Consider the following 14,134-nt stretch of genomic DNA (forward strand, 5'->3'; position numbering starts at 1 on the left):
CTGGTTTTTTGGAGTGCCAATTGTAACGATCATCCTGCTGGTCACCGGTACGTTCTGATCTCCAAACAAGTACAATCCCGTGACTTGAAGCGCCCGCCCCGAAGCTCCGGCGGGCGTTTTCTGTTTAAACGCCATCGCGGCGCTATCCCGCCTACCGTCTCTTAGCTCCCGGATCAGTTGGAACTGCTCCAACAACCTGACGTTCACTATGCGTGGGAACGAGGAATGTAACTTGCGGAGGAGCTTCTGATGAAGACCGTGAAGGACGCGTTCGAACATACCCTTCAAGATATGTATTGGGCAGAGAATGCCCTGACAAAGGCCCTGCCCAAAGTCTCCAAGGCCGTTAACAACGCCGAGCTCAAGCTCGCGATCGATGGGCACCTGAAAGAAACCAAGGGCCACATCAAGACACTTGAGGCCGTTTTCCAATCCCTCGGTCAAGAGGCAAAGGGCGAGAAGTGCGATGCCATGGAAGGCCTCATCAAAGAGGCTGACGGACTGATCGAGGAAGCATCAGGTCACGCGCTTGATGTTGGTTTGATCGGCGCGGCCCAAGCGGTCGAGCACTACGAGATCGCGCGCTACGGCACGTTGCGCGAATGGGCCAAGGTCCTCGGTCACGAGGAGGCCCACACGCTTCTGTCTTCAATCCTGGACGAGGAGAAGGCCGCCAATGCCAAGCTGACCGCCTTAGCTGTGATGTCGATCAACGAGGCGGGTAAAGCCGACAAGAAGTGACCGAGGCGATGAGCGCCCGCTAGGGTTGATCCCGGCGGGCGCAATTTTATCACGCAACCAGGCTGCGTGCGTTCTGCCCGTGCCTATCAGCCAGACGGCGACCCTGACGCCCGGACGCAATCGGCCGTGCAGGTTCTGGAACACAGTGCAGATCGCGCAACTCCGGGAAGAGTGCATAGATCTCGTCTGCGGCGGCCTTACCGACCGACTTCAACGCCTGGGGACCCGGGTAAAGCGATTCCGTCTCGGCGCCGTTTGAGATCACCACCTCATGTCGGTCGAACAGCATGTGGAAATACTCAACCTCGGTCAAATCGGTCGCAATATCCACACCATCCAGACGTATAAGCTGCTTGGCGGCCACAAGCACTTCAAGCGCACCGAACATCTTCATCGCGATCTTCGAGCGAACCAGCACTCGGTGCTGCGGCGATACCAGCAAGTCTACAGTCGGGGTGCCTGCACCCAGCGCACCTGCGCTGATCCGGATCGGGCGCAGCTTGGGATTCCGCTCAAGGGATGTTGCCGCAATACGTACCCTACCGATCCAGCGGATTGCCTGAAAGCCATTATCCTTGGTCAGAACCATGTCCCCTGGGACAAGATTCTCAATAGCAATCGGCCCGTTTTCAGTCTCGATTAACGTCCCCGCCACAAAGCAGAAGATCTCACTTGCCGCCAATGTGGTCGACGCCGTCTCATCCTGGTCGATGGTCAGGATGGCGGTATCAAGAACTCCCTGTACAGCATCCGTAATAGTATCGGTCAGAGTGCCGATCCCGGGAAGGAGGTTGAGTTCGGCCGCAAGCTCAGAAATGGGTGCGGTGATTGTCGTCGGGATACCCGCAATCGTCACGGTCACCGTTGCCGTTAGATGATCCTCATCAAGCGGATCATCCGTCACGATATACGCGTTTCCGCTTTCGTCGGCGAGCAGGCTCCCGGTGATATCGTTGAGCTGGATGGTCGCGCCGAGAAGGAAGGGTGTACCCACGTCGACAGCAGCCGTCGAAATGGTGACCTCGCCGGCATAGGTTCCTGTCACGACAGGAGTGCCCTCTGCGGTCACCGTAGAAAATTCATCGCCAGGTTGGATGGTGACATCCGATCCGCCACCGCCTTCGACATCATAAAGGTCGAAGGATTGCGACGTATTCAGATCATTGAGCACAAAGTTCTCGCCCAACGAAAGAATGGGCGTCTCGACCTCAAGATCGATAGTTGAATCCGGTAGTTGGGTAACGCTTGGCATAGAGTGAATCCTTTCAGAAAGCCTGGAATGCGGGCAATTCGAATTCACTTCACGGCACGAATCTGCCGGTCAGCGTCACCATTTGTTTACACGACGACACTCAATGCAATCAAAAGATGTATGACTGCCGAAAATGGAACTGAGACGTGTAATCGCCTCTTTGCCGATCTGCGTTTCAGCTGCAAAAGCCCGACACCATTTCTCTAAGGCAGAAGAACGGATAAAGGATAGGAGAATGAGAACGCCCGCTAGGGTTGATCCCTGCGGGCGCACTTCTCGATAATAGTGAATTCTGTCTCACAGAGTGATGTAAGCGGTCAAGAAGTTTTTTTCCCGCTATAGCCGATCATGCGGTCCAGTGCCTCACTCAGGGCGTGTGTGACTGCATCATAAGTCTGGCCATTCTTTTTCCAGCCATGACCCAGCAGGACATCCTCTAGCGCGCAGCCCTTGAGGCAGACCATGTCCACCAACACCCGATCCGTGATCGAGCCGCGCTGGTCAGCGCCGCGCGCTGTCGGACGCACCCGACGCACCGCCATTGCGACCCCGAGTCCGATCCGTTTACGAAGAACATCGAGTTCGCGTCCGATGTCCAAATGGCGATCCATCCAATCCATGCTGTCGCCACCGCCACCCGAACTATCAAGACGGGAAAGTTTAGTGCCGTCAGAAGCTGCCAACTCGACCAAGTTTGAGTAGCGTCGGCCCATCGCGATCTGGCCGGGAGTCAGTGGACAGGGCCTCTTGCGGCGCAAGGCAGCGGCGATCATCCGGTCGAAGACATCTGCCGTACGGATGGCCGCCCGCCCACCATAGCCGCGATGCACGGCCTCGATTTTGTCTGTGCCCACTGGCAGCAGCTCGACGTTACGATGCAGTACGAAGCCGCCACGAGCCGGGGCCGGGGCAATGTCAGGGCCGCATTCCTCGGGTATCGCGCCTGCATCGCGGATTTCGGCCAGCCGCGCCGCTTCCTCCGCTTCACGCGCCTGCCGCGCCGCCTTGGCCGCCGAAACTAACGCCCTACCTTGTTCCACCTTGTCTGCCGAAATCAACATTTTGTGGTTCATTTCTCTTATCTCACTGTCTGTAGGGTTCGCTGTTTCTGACTTGGGCTTGACGGGCTTGAAGGATTGAGAGTTGGGCTTGAGAAATGACAGAAAACCCATTCATTCGTTTGTTGATATTCAATGGGTTAAACTACTTTTTTGGGTCTGACGGGCTTGAAGGGCTTGAGTTTTTACCCTTTGCGTAAGAGCAGTTTTCCCCCAGACCCCGCTGAAATACGCGCGCGGGTACATGGCGATTTCTCAGGCCCGTCGAGCCCGCCCGGCCCAAAATCATGGTCTAAACCGTTGATGTCGCGCATGTGGCACCCCCTGACCCCGGAGAAGTCTCAAGCCCATCCTTGGGGCATCTCAAGCCCGTCCGGCCCAACATCGAACCCATGGCCCAGATACGCGTGACGGGCCCGCAGGCCCGCCAGATCGATTGATGAGGATGATTGGGGTGCGGGGTCATCGCGGTACCCACCCGCTCTGGCTGCTCTGGGCCTCGGCCGCGCGCATCCGAGAGGAGAAGTCCTCGGACAGCCTGATGCCGCGATAGCCTGTCACCCCTGATTTGCCCGAGGCGAAGGTCTTCTGGGTTTCAGGATGTCGCCATGACTCGGCCTTGGCTTTCAACCGCAGGGAAACGGTGCGGTTGCTCCAGCGGGTTTCCCCGCGTTCCTCGATCCAGAAGTTGAAGGCCTCGATCAGCTCGCGCGCGGTCATGAAGTCGCGCTCATAGCCCGAGACCACTGTGGCATCGCCGAGGAAGGTTCCGATCGGGTCACTGTCCTTGCGATAGCCCTCGGTGGCCGCCATCACCTCTTCGGGTTCCCGCAGCCCGCCTTCCAGATAGTCCAGTAGTCCCTGCACCAACCAGTTGAGGATCCCAGACCGTTCCTGCCACAGCAGATCGTCCAGTTCCTTTTTCGGGATCCGCTTCTTCTCGGCGATCTGGACCGGGAAGGTGACCAGCATCAATCGGCGCCAGATCCCGTCATCACCGCCGCGGATATCCGGCAGGTGGTTGCCCGAGATGGTCAGTTTGAAGATCGGCTGGAAGGTGATCATGTCGGTATAGAGCGCGCGGACCATCATCGGTTCGCCGCCGGTCAGCGCCTTCACCAAACCCTCCTGCAGGCGTTCACCTTCTTCCGGTTCTGAGGTGCGCACCAGCCGCGCCCCGATCAGCGGGATCAGGTCCGGCTGGGAATCCGAGCCGCTCTTCTTGTTCTTGCCGGTCAAACTCTCAATCTTGGCGGTGGCGGAATAGTCGCCCATCATCCGCGCCATCAGATCGACCAGAACGGATTTGCCGTTGGCGCCGCCGCCGTGGAAGAAGGCCAGCTTCTGGATATCAAGACCGGACATGGACAGGCCGAACCAGCGCTGCAGGAATCTGCGCATCTCGATATTGGGCTGGATCTGGCTCAGGAATTCATCGAACCGCGGACATTTCGCGTCCGGGTCATATGCCACGGGCATGACCTTGGTCAGCAGCTGGGCGCGATCATGCGGGACCAGTTCGACATCCGCCATCGGAGACATGCCATTTGCGGGATCGCCGGCAACGCGTGTGAAACGCAGCACGCCCGATAGCGTGTTCACGTCCAGATCGCCCTTGTCCATGTCTTCGACGGAATGGGCCAGCATCACCCGGGCCTCATTGATCATGTTCGACATCGGGCCACTGTTGCCAGCGTTCTTGGCATGGGTCATGCGGCGCCCGATCAGGCTTTTATGCGTCTTCAGCGCGCCATCGATCGCTCGCAGCCGTGCGCCGATCTCGCCCAGTTCGGATATCAGCTCTTCATTGCCGGCAAAGTCCGGCATGGCCTCGATCTCAATGCGCCGGGTCCGCAACTTCCGTTCCTCGATCAGCAGCTGCCGATCGCGCTTGGACGGTTGCAGGAAATCGACCTCCTGTTCGATCATGGCGGTCATGCCATGCGCCCTGCCACGGATCAGGGGCGAACAGTCGCGGCTGATTTCAGGATCCCGTTTCCAGCGCGCGCTGTCCCAGACGAACCAACCGACTTGTGAAACAAACCGAATGTTCTCGCCGAAATGGATACGGAACCGGTGCCCGTTGCCGATGTCGTTCAGCGGCTGACGCGACGCCTGCGAAACCGGATGCTCGGGCTCGTCATCGTCAGGCCCGCGATCCTCGGGAGGGGGCGGCGGGGGAACATAGTCATCCGGGATGCCCGGATCGTCATCGGGAAAATCACCCATACCCTCGGGCAGATCGACATCCTCGGCATTCTGCATCACCGCCCGCACCTGACCGACGGCATCATCATCGCGTTCATCGGTCATTGCAGGCGCGCCTGTACCGGAAGGTCAGCCACGCTCAGGCGCAACTCATCGATCTTTGCCCGCAAGAGCGCGATAAACGGCTCGGTCTCGGCACTTCCGTTTACCACGACGACGGCCATGATATCGGTCATCGCCACGAACAGCCCTCTGACCTCATCGATGCCCAATTGGTCCAGCGGTATTGCATCGCATAGCACCTGGTTGAAATGGTTTGCCGCAGCGACCACAGCGTGTTCGTCAAACATCTTTCTGTCCCATCAGGATATCGTTGAGGTCCCTGCCCTCCCCGGCATGGACGATCGACCCGCGCAAACCGGGTCGTTTGATCATGGCGCGGCGCAGGCCGGCCTTGAGCTTGGCGGTCGTCAGCTTGGGATCACTGTCGCCGTCCTGGACGAAAATCAGGTGCCGGAACCACTCGGGCGGCAGCCATGCTTCGGAATCGTCGAGGTCGGGAAGACCGGCGAATTTCAGGCCGGTGCCACGCTGCATGCGGCCGGCCATGTTGCCCAGGTCGACGCCGCACCAATAGGCGGTGGCCTGCGGTGCCGGATCCGCGATCAGGGCGGAAAGGGTCGTCTCGACCCCCTCGGCCATGATCATGGTGTCGCAGCCTCTGGGGGTAATAAAACGGATCGCACCGCCCTTCTTCGAACCCAGCACCTTCTTGGCCGGCAGGGTCTCGCCCTTCTGGCGGGGGTCCGACAGGTTCAGCTTGCCCTTGGGCTGGTCCAGATCCAGCCAGGTACGGTGGACAGCGGTGACCCGACCCGCGGCATCGACCACCGCGCAGATCATGGCCGGACCGACATGGATCACATCCCACTGGCCGGGACGATCAGCAGGGATCGTGTAACGGGCGGCTGGGTCGAACCGGACGGTCTGCGGCAGCGTAGGCAACAGGTCCGGACTGATGCCGCGCAATGTCAGGTATTGGCGGACGGCAGTGCCCTCGGCCGAGCGCGCGGCAAACCAGATCTCGCGCGCCGTCCGGATCGAATCCTCGCGGCGTTGGCGCGCGATGCCATCTTGCTTGCGCCGATTGTCCTCGGCCTTGCGCCGGCGCTCTGCGCGATCCGCATCCGACAGACCTTCGGCCGGGCCGCAAAGCCAATCCAGCGCCGCCCGGAAATCCATACCCATGACATGCTGCACCAACGCGATCTGATCACCCTTGGCGTTTGGCCCACATTCCTTGCGACACTGGAATATCCCGGTCTGCAGGTTGACGCCGAACCGGTCCTTGCCGCCGCATTGCGGGCACGGCCCAACCAGCTCGCCGCCGGTGCGGACCAACCCGGCCAGTTCCAGACGCGCGATGACATCGGTCATCGGCATGGCTTTGGCCTCGCTAAGGCGGTGATCATGGCTCACGATGCACCTACCGAACAGAAAGGACGCGCCGGGATGGCTGAGAGGATGAGCGACGAAAACACAGCGAAAATCGCAGACGACATCGACAGGCTGTATGGCCTGCACCGTGGCACCAGACGCGCAACCAGCGCCTTGGAGATCGCGGTCCTCACCCTGGTCGATACGCTTGAGGACATGTTTCCCGGCACGCGCGAAATTGTCGTCGCGGATATGCGCGAGGCCGCTGAACGAGAGCTGTCGTTCATGCGGTATCTGCAAACAGCGAGCGACCAAGGCGATCCGACCGATAGTGAGATCAAACAAGAGCTCGCTACGCTTGAGGATCTGATTACCAAGCTGGAGAGGCCGATCATCAAAGACTAGCCTCTTGCGACGGCTGCATACTCTGCTGTTCTCGCGCCCGGACCGCGATGATCAGGTCACGCCGCCCATCAATGGTCAGCGCACCATGATCCGTGGTGATGGCGGGAAACAATATCTGCTGCCAACGGGAGACCACATCATCTGCGGTGCATCCGATCTGCTTGGCGATGGCCGCGATCGAGGTGCCGCGGCACAGCTCCTCGACGATGGTCACATCTGCTTTGGGACCAAACGCAGGTTCAAGGCTATCCAGATGCCCGACAACCATGCGTTGGATCGAGGTCAGGCCGCCACTCATGCTGCATGCCCTCGAATGGCATCCCAGCCATCAGCCAGTCGCTGCCGGTCCCAAGCGTTCATCACCTTCCAGGCACGGTCGTGCAGACCGCCGTAATAGCCCGGATGCAAGGGGCGATAGGTCAGGAATTGCTCACCGGTCTGGATCAACGGGATCAGTCGCACCTGCTCGCGCGAGACATGCCGCAGGACATCGCGCAGAATTTCGACGACATCGTCCAGATAGGACCTGTCGACCAGCGCTGGACGCGATAGCACCTCAAGGGCGGCGATCAGAGTGTGATCGTGGACTGTCAGGCGCGCCGCCTCAGCCATCGATGTCAGCCCTTGCCGGCGCGCCGCACCAGGTCGTGCGATGGACAGCGCGAAGCAATCGATCACCGGCATCATTCCAAAGTTCTGGACGGCCATTGCCTTCGGTGACGGTATCGATGAAATGCTCCATCTCGCGCGTCAGGTCGTGATCGGGGCCGAAGGTCTGAAAGACCAAGGCGCCAGCGCGGTCGATCGCCTCCGGCTCGACGGTATCGAGCTTCGCGCCATAGGCGATGGCCATCATCGCGAACCGCGCATGGATCGACGCCACCCCGCTCACCGGCATGGCGGGCACATCGCGATATTCATTCTGAACATTCATGCTGTGATCCCCTGGTTGAAATGGTTGGGCGCGGCGGCGTGGTGGTCCCGCCGCGCCCCGCTTCATCAGCCTCTAGGGAGGAGGAGTGAGGCTGAGGAAATTTTCGCCCCGCTGCCAAAGCAGCTCTCGGCCGGGCCAGCCGCAGGTTCCACGATCCCGGTCATACCCGCCCGAGGCGAACAAGGATCGTGACGGGTTCCGTGAGGACAGGTGCTGCGCCCCCTCCTCCATCCCCGCCCCGGGCAACCTGAAAGCCCGTGTTTCATCTCGAGGATTTCCTTTGACCTGACCGGCCAGCCCGGTGACGATATCGAGCCGTAATCAGGCCAATGAGGACACCGATGCCGATGAAAATGACAGCGGCCCAATACGAGGCCGCGCTTGATGAGATCGCTGAGCGGCAACCTCCGGAGGAGTCACCGTACGAAGCGGCGCAAGCATACGGTGCCGTCTCATATTCGCTTTCGGTCTTTGGAGACGCGCTGAATCTACGACTGATCGACGCGAGAGGTAGAACCCAAGACATCAAGTTGAGCCAACCAATGGCCGTGTCCTTGATCACGCACTTGACCCAAGCCTGCCAGGTCGTTGACTGGATGGATTCCACTGGGAAGCCCAGCTTCAAACCATCCTGAGAAACCATGTGTGAGATCAGATCCAAGCCCGCCGAGTTCGGCTCTGCCGGAACCCAGTTCAGCTTGATGAACTGACACTCCTGCAGCGTCATGACCGCGCCCCCATGATCTCGAAGTATCGGGGCAGCGTTTCGACAGCGTGGGCGACGGCATCGCCATAGGGGCGGTTGATTGCGTCGAACCAATTGCATGCGGTCTGGAATGCAACGCCAAAATGCATCGCGCACTCTTCACGCGACCCGAAGCTGGCGATCATCAGCAGCGACCAGCGACGCATGAACGCGTCGCGGTCAAGGAAATAGCTGGCATGGGCGCGCCGCGCCGCCGCCGCCGTGCGGGCACGACCATCAAAAACCCTGTCACGGGACATTTGATGTCGTGCCGAAGCAGCCTGACGAGACACAGGGGTCTTATGGAGTTGGGACATGGGGATGCTCGATGGTTGGGGCCGCAGTTGCGGCGGGTTTAGAACTCGATGAAGTGCGCGAGCTTTCCTCGAGAAACTCGGGAAAGAAGTGCTGTGGCGTCAGAGGAAGGCTTCTGCTCTGTGCCTCTCGCAACAGGGTCTGTTGGACATCGGTCGGAACTAGACCGCCAGTCCCACCCCTCTCTCGTGGATAGGTCCATCGGTGCACCCTCGAAAGGGTGCGCCCGGTCATGTTAGCGACGGCTTGAAAGCCGCCACAGATTTCAATGATCGTTCGCGCTGGCTCCATCATGCACATACTAATTGCGATTATCGCAATTATTGGCAAGCGGAATCTTTGCGATTAACGCAGTATCTTTGAGTTGCGATTTGCGCAACATGTGCCCATGGAACTGATTGACGCAGACTGGATCAAGCACCGGCTCACCGGAAAGCGTGGGGAGCTCACCGAATTGGCTCGCGCCGTTGGCGTGAAGCCAGATGTCATAAGCAAAATTCTGAAGGGCGAACGCAGGGTGCAGCCCGGCGAGATGGCTCTAATCGTCGCCTTTTTCCGCCCGCCCTCTAAAGCCGCTCCTGACCCTTTAGAGCAGCGGCTACTCGATCGCATTCAAGAATTAACCGACGAAGAGCGGGCTCTTTTGCTAGGCGCCGCAGACGGGCTGATCGCTCATCGCCAGGTGGCAAAGCGGTAATTTCATCTAGCTTCGCGATCACGAACACCCGGTCATCCATTAATTCATTCCAATCAATGCTCTCTCCACCATGCATGGTAGGAGGACCGGGAACTCGCTCAAGTTGACCTTGAGGGCAGATGGCTCGCGGACTTGCACCACCCAGCCATCCGCCTTCGTGTGGTTGCTCCCAAACCAGCTACGGATTCGCACGAATTATTTTGCGATGATCGCAAATTGCGTCTTGCAGTATTTTGCGTTTATCGCAATTTATATTACAACCGCAACCCATGGATGGAGCGCCCGATGAAGATCCCTCTCGTTCCCACGACCCCGCAGGCGGTCACCGACGCGCGAATGGTCATCTGTGATCCCGAGCTGGCCGCGCGGTTGCCCGAGACCCTCCGCCGCGTGGCATTCATGATCGTGGCCAGCCAGCACGGAATTCGGGTGAGCCAGCGCCAGCGCCCGGCACGGAAGGGACCCCATCAATGACGGATCACGACCATCAGGACCGTCACCCTTTCGCATCGGGCCGCGCCGCAGCTGATTTCCACGTCTCGGCCGACGACATGTCGCCAGAAGAAGCGATGGACGTGAGACTACTCACGGCTCGCCAGAGACGCGTCCTGAACCGGCTGGTGACTATCCTTGTCGGCGCCGGAATGTGCGCCGCACTCATGGTGATCGGCGCCGCCGGATCGATGCTCGCGGTCCTTTTCTCATGACCCATTCGCCCGCCAGACAGTCGCTTGTTCTGCCGGGCATGACTGCCCCCGGTCTCTGCTCGGACCGGGGGCCTTTTTCTGAGACCAAGCGGACGAAACATGACAAACTGGCCTTCGGGACCTGTTTCGCTTCGCGAATATGTCCGAAAGGCCGACGAAGCACTCGTCGCGGCCGGGCAACTGATGCCCCCCGCGCGGCGCATCGAGCTGTTGAGCAGCCAGTGTCGCCCCACCCAATCGAACTGTTCAATGAATCCCTAAGCTGGAGAGGCGCATGAGCACACACGCGGACGGCTACTCATGGGCCAGCTTCACCTGGAGGGATGTACTGGCCAAAATTTTCGGCCTGCGACCGGTTTGGAAACCGAAGCGCAGGCCGATTGATCAACACGTTACTCGTTATAGCTCGAGTAATAATTGCGCTACGACACAAGGTCTGTGCTCTACCGCACAAAGCGCGTCACTGGCGGATCTTTCGAGGGACATGGAACGGTTGGGGCAGCTGCCAACAATGGCGGCATGCCCACTACGTGCCTGTGCCACTGTGTCCCTCTCCTCGATACGGAGCCATCACCGCGCGATCATTCGTCAGTGCAATCAATGGCTGAATCCTTCATTGCACGATGGTTACCCGGTCCACATCGATGTCGGTCTCCTTCCGAAGATGCGTGTCCACCTCTCCCTCGATGCGTACGACGTTGTTTTCATCGACTTCGGTACCGGGAAAATCGTCCTCGTCAATTTCCACCCGGATTTCGCCGGTGTCATCGCGGAATGTATAGACTTCTTTCTCGACCTGACGGACCAGCCGGCCTTCGAGCTGCACGGCAGCCTCGTCCTTCGGCGCCGCCAGGATCTGCTTCACTGTGGTCGTTACATACGTTCCCTCGTCAACCTGCTTCAGGTCGGACGGACCGCGGTACTGTGCGAATGCCATCGTGGACGTCGTGATGACCATAGCCGCTGCGAGCAAGATTTTTTTCATCGCGTTTCTCCTTACCAGTCAGTCGAACGCGGCCGCCTGGAGAACGGTTCGAGGCGCAAACGGATTCCCGATTTGGGATTGCCGATGAACCTCCCAGGTGCACGCATGCCATCGAACAACAGACCCGAAAGCAGGAGGCTGCGTGATGGGTAAGCACCTCACAATTCAGCCAGCGGCCATGCCGGAGCGTGTCAATCTCGAACCGCGCATCATCGCTTATGTCGGATCCAATACGCTTTGCCAGATGCTAGACATCAGCGACAGCACGTTGTGGGAGTGGGTCCGCAAAGGTCTGCTACCTCGCCCGGTGAAAATCGGGGTTTCCTCGCGCTGGAAATGGACCGATGTTGAGAAGCGGATTACGCCAAATGCCGAAGGCGAAGTCGATGATCCGATCTTGAGGGCAAGCCGTGGCGGCTGATCTTAGGCTTGAGCGTTACGTCCAGCGCAAAATCCGCGCTGGTCGGGAGTTCTTTTACTTCCGCGTAGTAAAGCAGGGAAAAGAAGAGCGGCACGCCCTACCTCACCCTTTCTCCGCGGAGTATCGCTCCTCGTACGACACGGCGCACCGCAAGGTTTTCGGCACGGCACCTGGCGAGAGCGAAAGCCCGACAGGTATCGCCGCAATGATCCATCAACACCGAGAAAGCGAGCGCTATAGAAAGCTTCCGCGCCAGTCTAAGACGCTACGAGACCTAGCCTTGGCACTTATGACAGAGCGGTGGGGAAAGTTCGAAGCCGCGGCAATTCGACCAGTTCATGTCCAGGCACTTTACGACAGCTTGTCAAATAGGCCAGCGACCGCCAATCGCAGACTGGACGACATCAGCGCCACCTTTAGTTGGGGCAAGCCGCGCGGGTTTGTTGACGTCAACCCATGCAGCAAGATTGAACGCGTCTTGTCCGAAGGTGCTTACGAGCCCTGGCCAGATGAAGCACTGCAGACGCTCATCACCAAAGGCAAAAAGGAAATCGTGAAGGTCGCACTTGTTGCGATCTACACCGGGCAACGCCGTGGCGATGTGACCCAACGACTGTCAGACTGCAGCATCGACGGTGCGACATGGTATCTCCAGCAAGGCAAAACCGGGAACGGCGTGCCCGTGCCCCTGCATCCGGTTGTGCTGTCGATCCTTGATCTCGAACGCACTGACCGTCGCAAAGCAGGTCTCGTCGATCCGCGGCGTCCATTGCTGACGAATTCGCGGGGGCAGCCATGGACCCCGAGTGGATTTGGAGCGTCATGGCGTACTGAACTGATCCGCTTAGGCCTCAGGCCCAAACGGAAGGATGAATATGAGGATGAAGCCTTCGCTCCGACGTTCCACGGCTTGAGGCACACAAATGCCACCCAGATTGCCAACGCTGTCGCCAGAAACCCGGATGTGTTCGGAGGGATCCAGAGGGTAAAATCCATGCTTGGCCACCTCTCAGACAAGATGGCGCGGCATTATGCGAGACGAGCTGAAGTTGAGGCCATGAACGCCGAAACCCTGCTACTAATTCCCGAAATTGGGAACACGCCAGCATGGATTGGGAACATGTCAGAAGATTAAGACGCTAAGTCTTTGAAACATGGTGGGCGGTGAGGGACTCGAACCCCCGACATCTTCGGTGTAAACGAAGCGCTCTACCAACTGAGCTAACCGCCCGCCGTGGCGGCTATTAGCGTGAACCGGCGTCGCTTGGCAAGCACCAGTTCACGCATTTCGGTCAGCGCCGCAGCCGCGCGATCAGCGAGGACGTATCCCAACGGCCGCCGCCCATGTGCTGGACCTCCTTGTAGAACTGATCCACCAGCGCGGTGACAGGCAGGCTCGCGCCATTTTCATCCGCCGTGGACAGGCAGATCCCCAAATCCTTGCGCATCCAGTCGACCGCGAAACCGAAATCGAAGCGGTTTTCCTCGATCGTCTTGTAGCGGTTCTGCATCTGCCAGCTTCCGGCGGCGCCCTGACTGATCACCTCGACCACCTCAGAAATGCTCAGCCCCGCCTTCTCGGCGAAATGCAGCGATTCGGAGAGGCCCTGCACCAGCCCGGCAATGGCGATCTGATTGCACATCTTGGTCAGCTGCCCCGCACCGGACGGGCCCATCAGCTTGCAGATCTTGGCATAGGCGGCGATCACCGGCTCGGCGCGGGCGTAATCCTCGGCGGCGCCGCCGCACATGACCGAAAGCTGGCCGTTCTCGGCCCCGGCCTGTCCGCCCGAGACCGGCGCATCGACAAAACCCAGCCCCGCGCTTTGGGCAATTCCGGCCAGTTCGCGCGTGACGGCAGCCGAGACGGTGGTGTGATCGACAAAGATCGCCCCCGCCTCCATCCCGGCAAAGGCCCCATCCGGTCCGGTGCAGACCGCGCGCAGGTCGTCGTCATTGCCGACGCAGGCCATGACGAATTCGGCCCCCATGGCAGCCTCGCGTGCGGTCGGGGCCGCGCGGCCACCATGCTTTTCCGCCCATGCAGTGGCCTTCGAGGCCGTCCGGTTCCAGACCGTGACCTCGTGCCCCTTGGCCGCCAGATGCCCCGCCATGGGGAAGCCCATCACGCCAAGTCCAAGAAAAGAAACGCGCGCCATAATTTTCTCTGCTCCAAAGTTGAAAGGCGCGTTGATCCGGCTCGCGCCCTGTCCTATTCAGCCGAATGAA

General features: G+C 59.5%; 19 protein-coding genes and 1 tRNA gene. 7 read left to right on the forward strand and 13 right to left on the reverse strand.

Features of this window, described 5'->3' with window-relative positions; genetic code table 11:
* Window positions 1–249: 249 nt before the first annotated feature.
* Window positions 250–741: a ferritin-like domain-containing protein gene (locus IB235_RS00155; protein WP_155037599.1), complete on the forward strand. Its 492-nt coding sequence runs from the start codon at window positions 250–252 to the stop codon at window positions 739–741.
* A 49-nt stretch (window positions 742–790) separates the two neighbouring features.
* Here the strand turns inward: IB235_RS00155 and IB235_RS00160 are convergent, their stop codons facing one another.
* The 5 genes from IB235_RS00160 to IB235_RS00180 form a co-directional block, all read right to left on the reverse strand.
* A complete protein-coding gene (locus tag IB235_RS00160; RefSeq protein WP_192334529.1) occupies window positions 791–1,993 on the reverse strand; it encodes a Hint domain-containing protein in 1,203 nt (400 codons plus the stop codon).
* A 317-nt stretch (window positions 1,994–2,310) separates the two neighbouring features.
* Window positions 2,311–3,165 (reverse strand): hypothetical protein, encoded by an 855-nt coding sequence (locus tag IB235_RS00165; protein ID WP_225612003.1) that lies wholly within the window; start codon window positions 3,163–3,165, stop codon window positions 2,311–2,313.
* Between the two features lie 348 nt (window positions 3,166–3,513).
* A complete protein-coding gene (locus IB235_RS00170; RefSeq protein ID WP_192334532.1) occupies window positions 3,514–5,364 on the reverse strand; it encodes a phage/plasmid primase, P4 family in 1,851 nt (616 codons plus the stop codon).
* Entirely contained in the window at window positions 5,361–5,609 is a 249-nt protein-coding gene (locus IB235_RS00175) for a hypothetical protein (RefSeq protein ID WP_192334535.1), read from the reverse strand. The genes IB235_RS00170 and IB235_RS00175 overlap by 4 nt, the downstream gene beginning before the upstream one ends.
* Complete coding sequence (locus IB235_RS00180; protein ID WP_370576790.1) at window positions 5,602–6,738, reverse strand: hypothetical protein; 1,137 nt, start codon at window positions 6,736–6,738, stop codon at window positions 5,602–5,604. Before IB235_RS00180 ends, IB235_RS00175 begins: the two co-directional genes overlap by 8 nt.
* Window positions 6,739–6,783: 45 nt before the next feature.
* Between IB235_RS00180 and IB235_RS00185 the strand changes: the two genes are divergently transcribed.
* Window positions 6,784–7,101, forward strand: coding sequence for a hypothetical protein (locus tag IB235_RS00185; protein ID WP_192335926.1), 318 nt, complete (start codon window positions 6,784–6,786; stop codon window positions 7,099–7,101).
* Here IB235_RS00185 and IB235_RS00190 read toward each other — a convergent pair.
* From IB235_RS00190 to IB235_RS00210, 5 genes are all read right to left on the reverse strand, one after another.
* Window positions 7,091–7,399, reverse strand: coding sequence for a hypothetical protein (locus IB235_RS00190; RefSeq protein ID WP_192334538.1), 309 nt, complete (start codon window positions 7,397–7,399; stop codon window positions 7,091–7,093). The genes IB235_RS00185 and IB235_RS00190 overlap by 11 nt on opposite strands.
* A complete protein-coding gene (locus IB235_RS00195; RefSeq protein WP_192334541.1) occupies window positions 7,396–7,713 on the reverse strand; it encodes a hypothetical protein in 318 nt (105 codons plus the stop codon). Before IB235_RS00195 ends, IB235_RS00190 begins: the two co-directional genes overlap by 4 nt.
* Window positions 7,706–8,035, reverse strand: coding sequence for a hypothetical protein (locus tag IB235_RS00200; protein WP_192334544.1), 330 nt, complete (start codon window positions 8,033–8,035; stop codon window positions 7,706–7,708). Before IB235_RS00200 ends, IB235_RS00195 begins: the two co-directional genes overlap by 8 nt.
* A gap of 262 nt (window positions 8,036–8,297) precedes the next feature.
* On the reverse strand, window positions 8,298–8,762 hold the full coding sequence (locus IB235_RS00205; RefSeq protein WP_192334547.1) for a hypothetical protein: 465 nt from the start codon (window positions 8,760–8,762) through the stop codon (window positions 8,298–8,300).
* Complete coding sequence (locus IB235_RS00210; protein WP_155037607.1) at window positions 8,759–9,040, reverse strand: hypothetical protein; 282 nt, start codon at window positions 9,038–9,040, stop codon at window positions 8,759–8,761. The genes IB235_RS00205 and IB235_RS00210 overlap by 4 nt, the downstream gene beginning before the upstream one ends.
* A gap of 443 nt (window positions 9,041–9,483) precedes the next feature.
* Between IB235_RS00210 and IB235_RS00215 the strand changes: the two genes are divergently transcribed.
* The 3 genes from IB235_RS00215 (at window position 9,484) to IB235_RS00225 (ending at window position 10,499) form a co-directional block, all read left to right on the forward strand.
* On the forward strand, window positions 9,484–9,792 hold the full coding sequence (locus IB235_RS00215) for a helix-turn-helix transcriptional regulator (protein ID WP_155037608.1): 309 nt from the start codon (window positions 9,484–9,486) through the stop codon (window positions 9,790–9,792).
* 285 nt (window positions 9,793–10,077) lie between these two features.
* A complete protein-coding gene (locus IB235_RS00220) occupies window positions 10,078–10,266 on the forward strand; it encodes a hypothetical protein (protein WP_155037609.1) in 189 nt (62 codons plus the stop codon).
* Window positions 10,263–10,499 (forward strand): hypothetical protein, encoded by a 237-nt coding sequence (locus IB235_RS00225; RefSeq protein ID WP_192334550.1) that lies wholly within the window; start codon window positions 10,263–10,265, stop codon window positions 10,497–10,499. The genes IB235_RS00220 and IB235_RS00225 overlap by 4 nt, the downstream gene beginning before the upstream one ends.
* A 613-nt stretch (window positions 10,500–11,112) precedes the next feature.
* Here IB235_RS00225 and IB235_RS00230 read toward each other — a convergent pair.
* Window positions 11,113–11,484, reverse strand: coding sequence for a YgiW/YdeI family stress tolerance OB fold protein (locus IB235_RS00230; protein ID WP_192334553.1), 372 nt, complete (start codon window positions 11,482–11,484; stop codon window positions 11,113–11,115).
* A 145-nt stretch (window positions 11,485–11,629) separates the two neighbouring features.
* Between IB235_RS00230 and IB235_RS00235 the strand changes: the two genes are divergently transcribed.
* Entirely contained in the window at window positions 11,630–11,905 is a 276-nt protein-coding gene (locus IB235_RS00235) for an AlpA family transcriptional regulator (RefSeq protein WP_155037612.1), read from the forward strand.
* On the forward strand, window positions 11,895–13,040 hold the full coding sequence (locus tag IB235_RS00240; protein ID WP_192334556.1) for a tyrosine-type recombinase/integrase: 1,146 nt from the start codon (window positions 11,895–11,897) through the stop codon (window positions 13,038–13,040). Before IB235_RS00235 ends, IB235_RS00240 begins: the two co-directional genes overlap by 11 nt.
* Window positions 13,041–13,060: 20 nt before the next feature.
* On the opposite strand, the gene IB235_RS00245 is transcribed toward IB235_RS00240, so the two are convergent.
* Window positions 13,061–13,136: transfer RNA gene (locus IB235_RS00245), tRNA-Val, on the reverse strand.
* A gap of 61 nt (window positions 13,137–13,197) precedes the next feature.
* Window positions 13,198–14,064 carry an NAD(P)-dependent oxidoreductase gene (locus tag IB235_RS00250; protein WP_192334559.1) on the reverse strand — a complete coding sequence of 289 codons (867 nt, stop codon included), beginning with the start codon at window positions 14,062–14,064 and terminating at the stop codon, window positions 13,198–13,200.
* Window positions 14,065–14,134: the final 70 nt, after the last annotated feature.

The organism is Paracoccus sp. PAR01 (genome assembly GCF_014851995.1).
Taxonomy (GTDB): Bacteria; Pseudomonadota; Alphaproteobacteria; order Rhodobacterales; family Rhodobacteraceae; genus Paracoccus; species Paracoccus litorisediminis.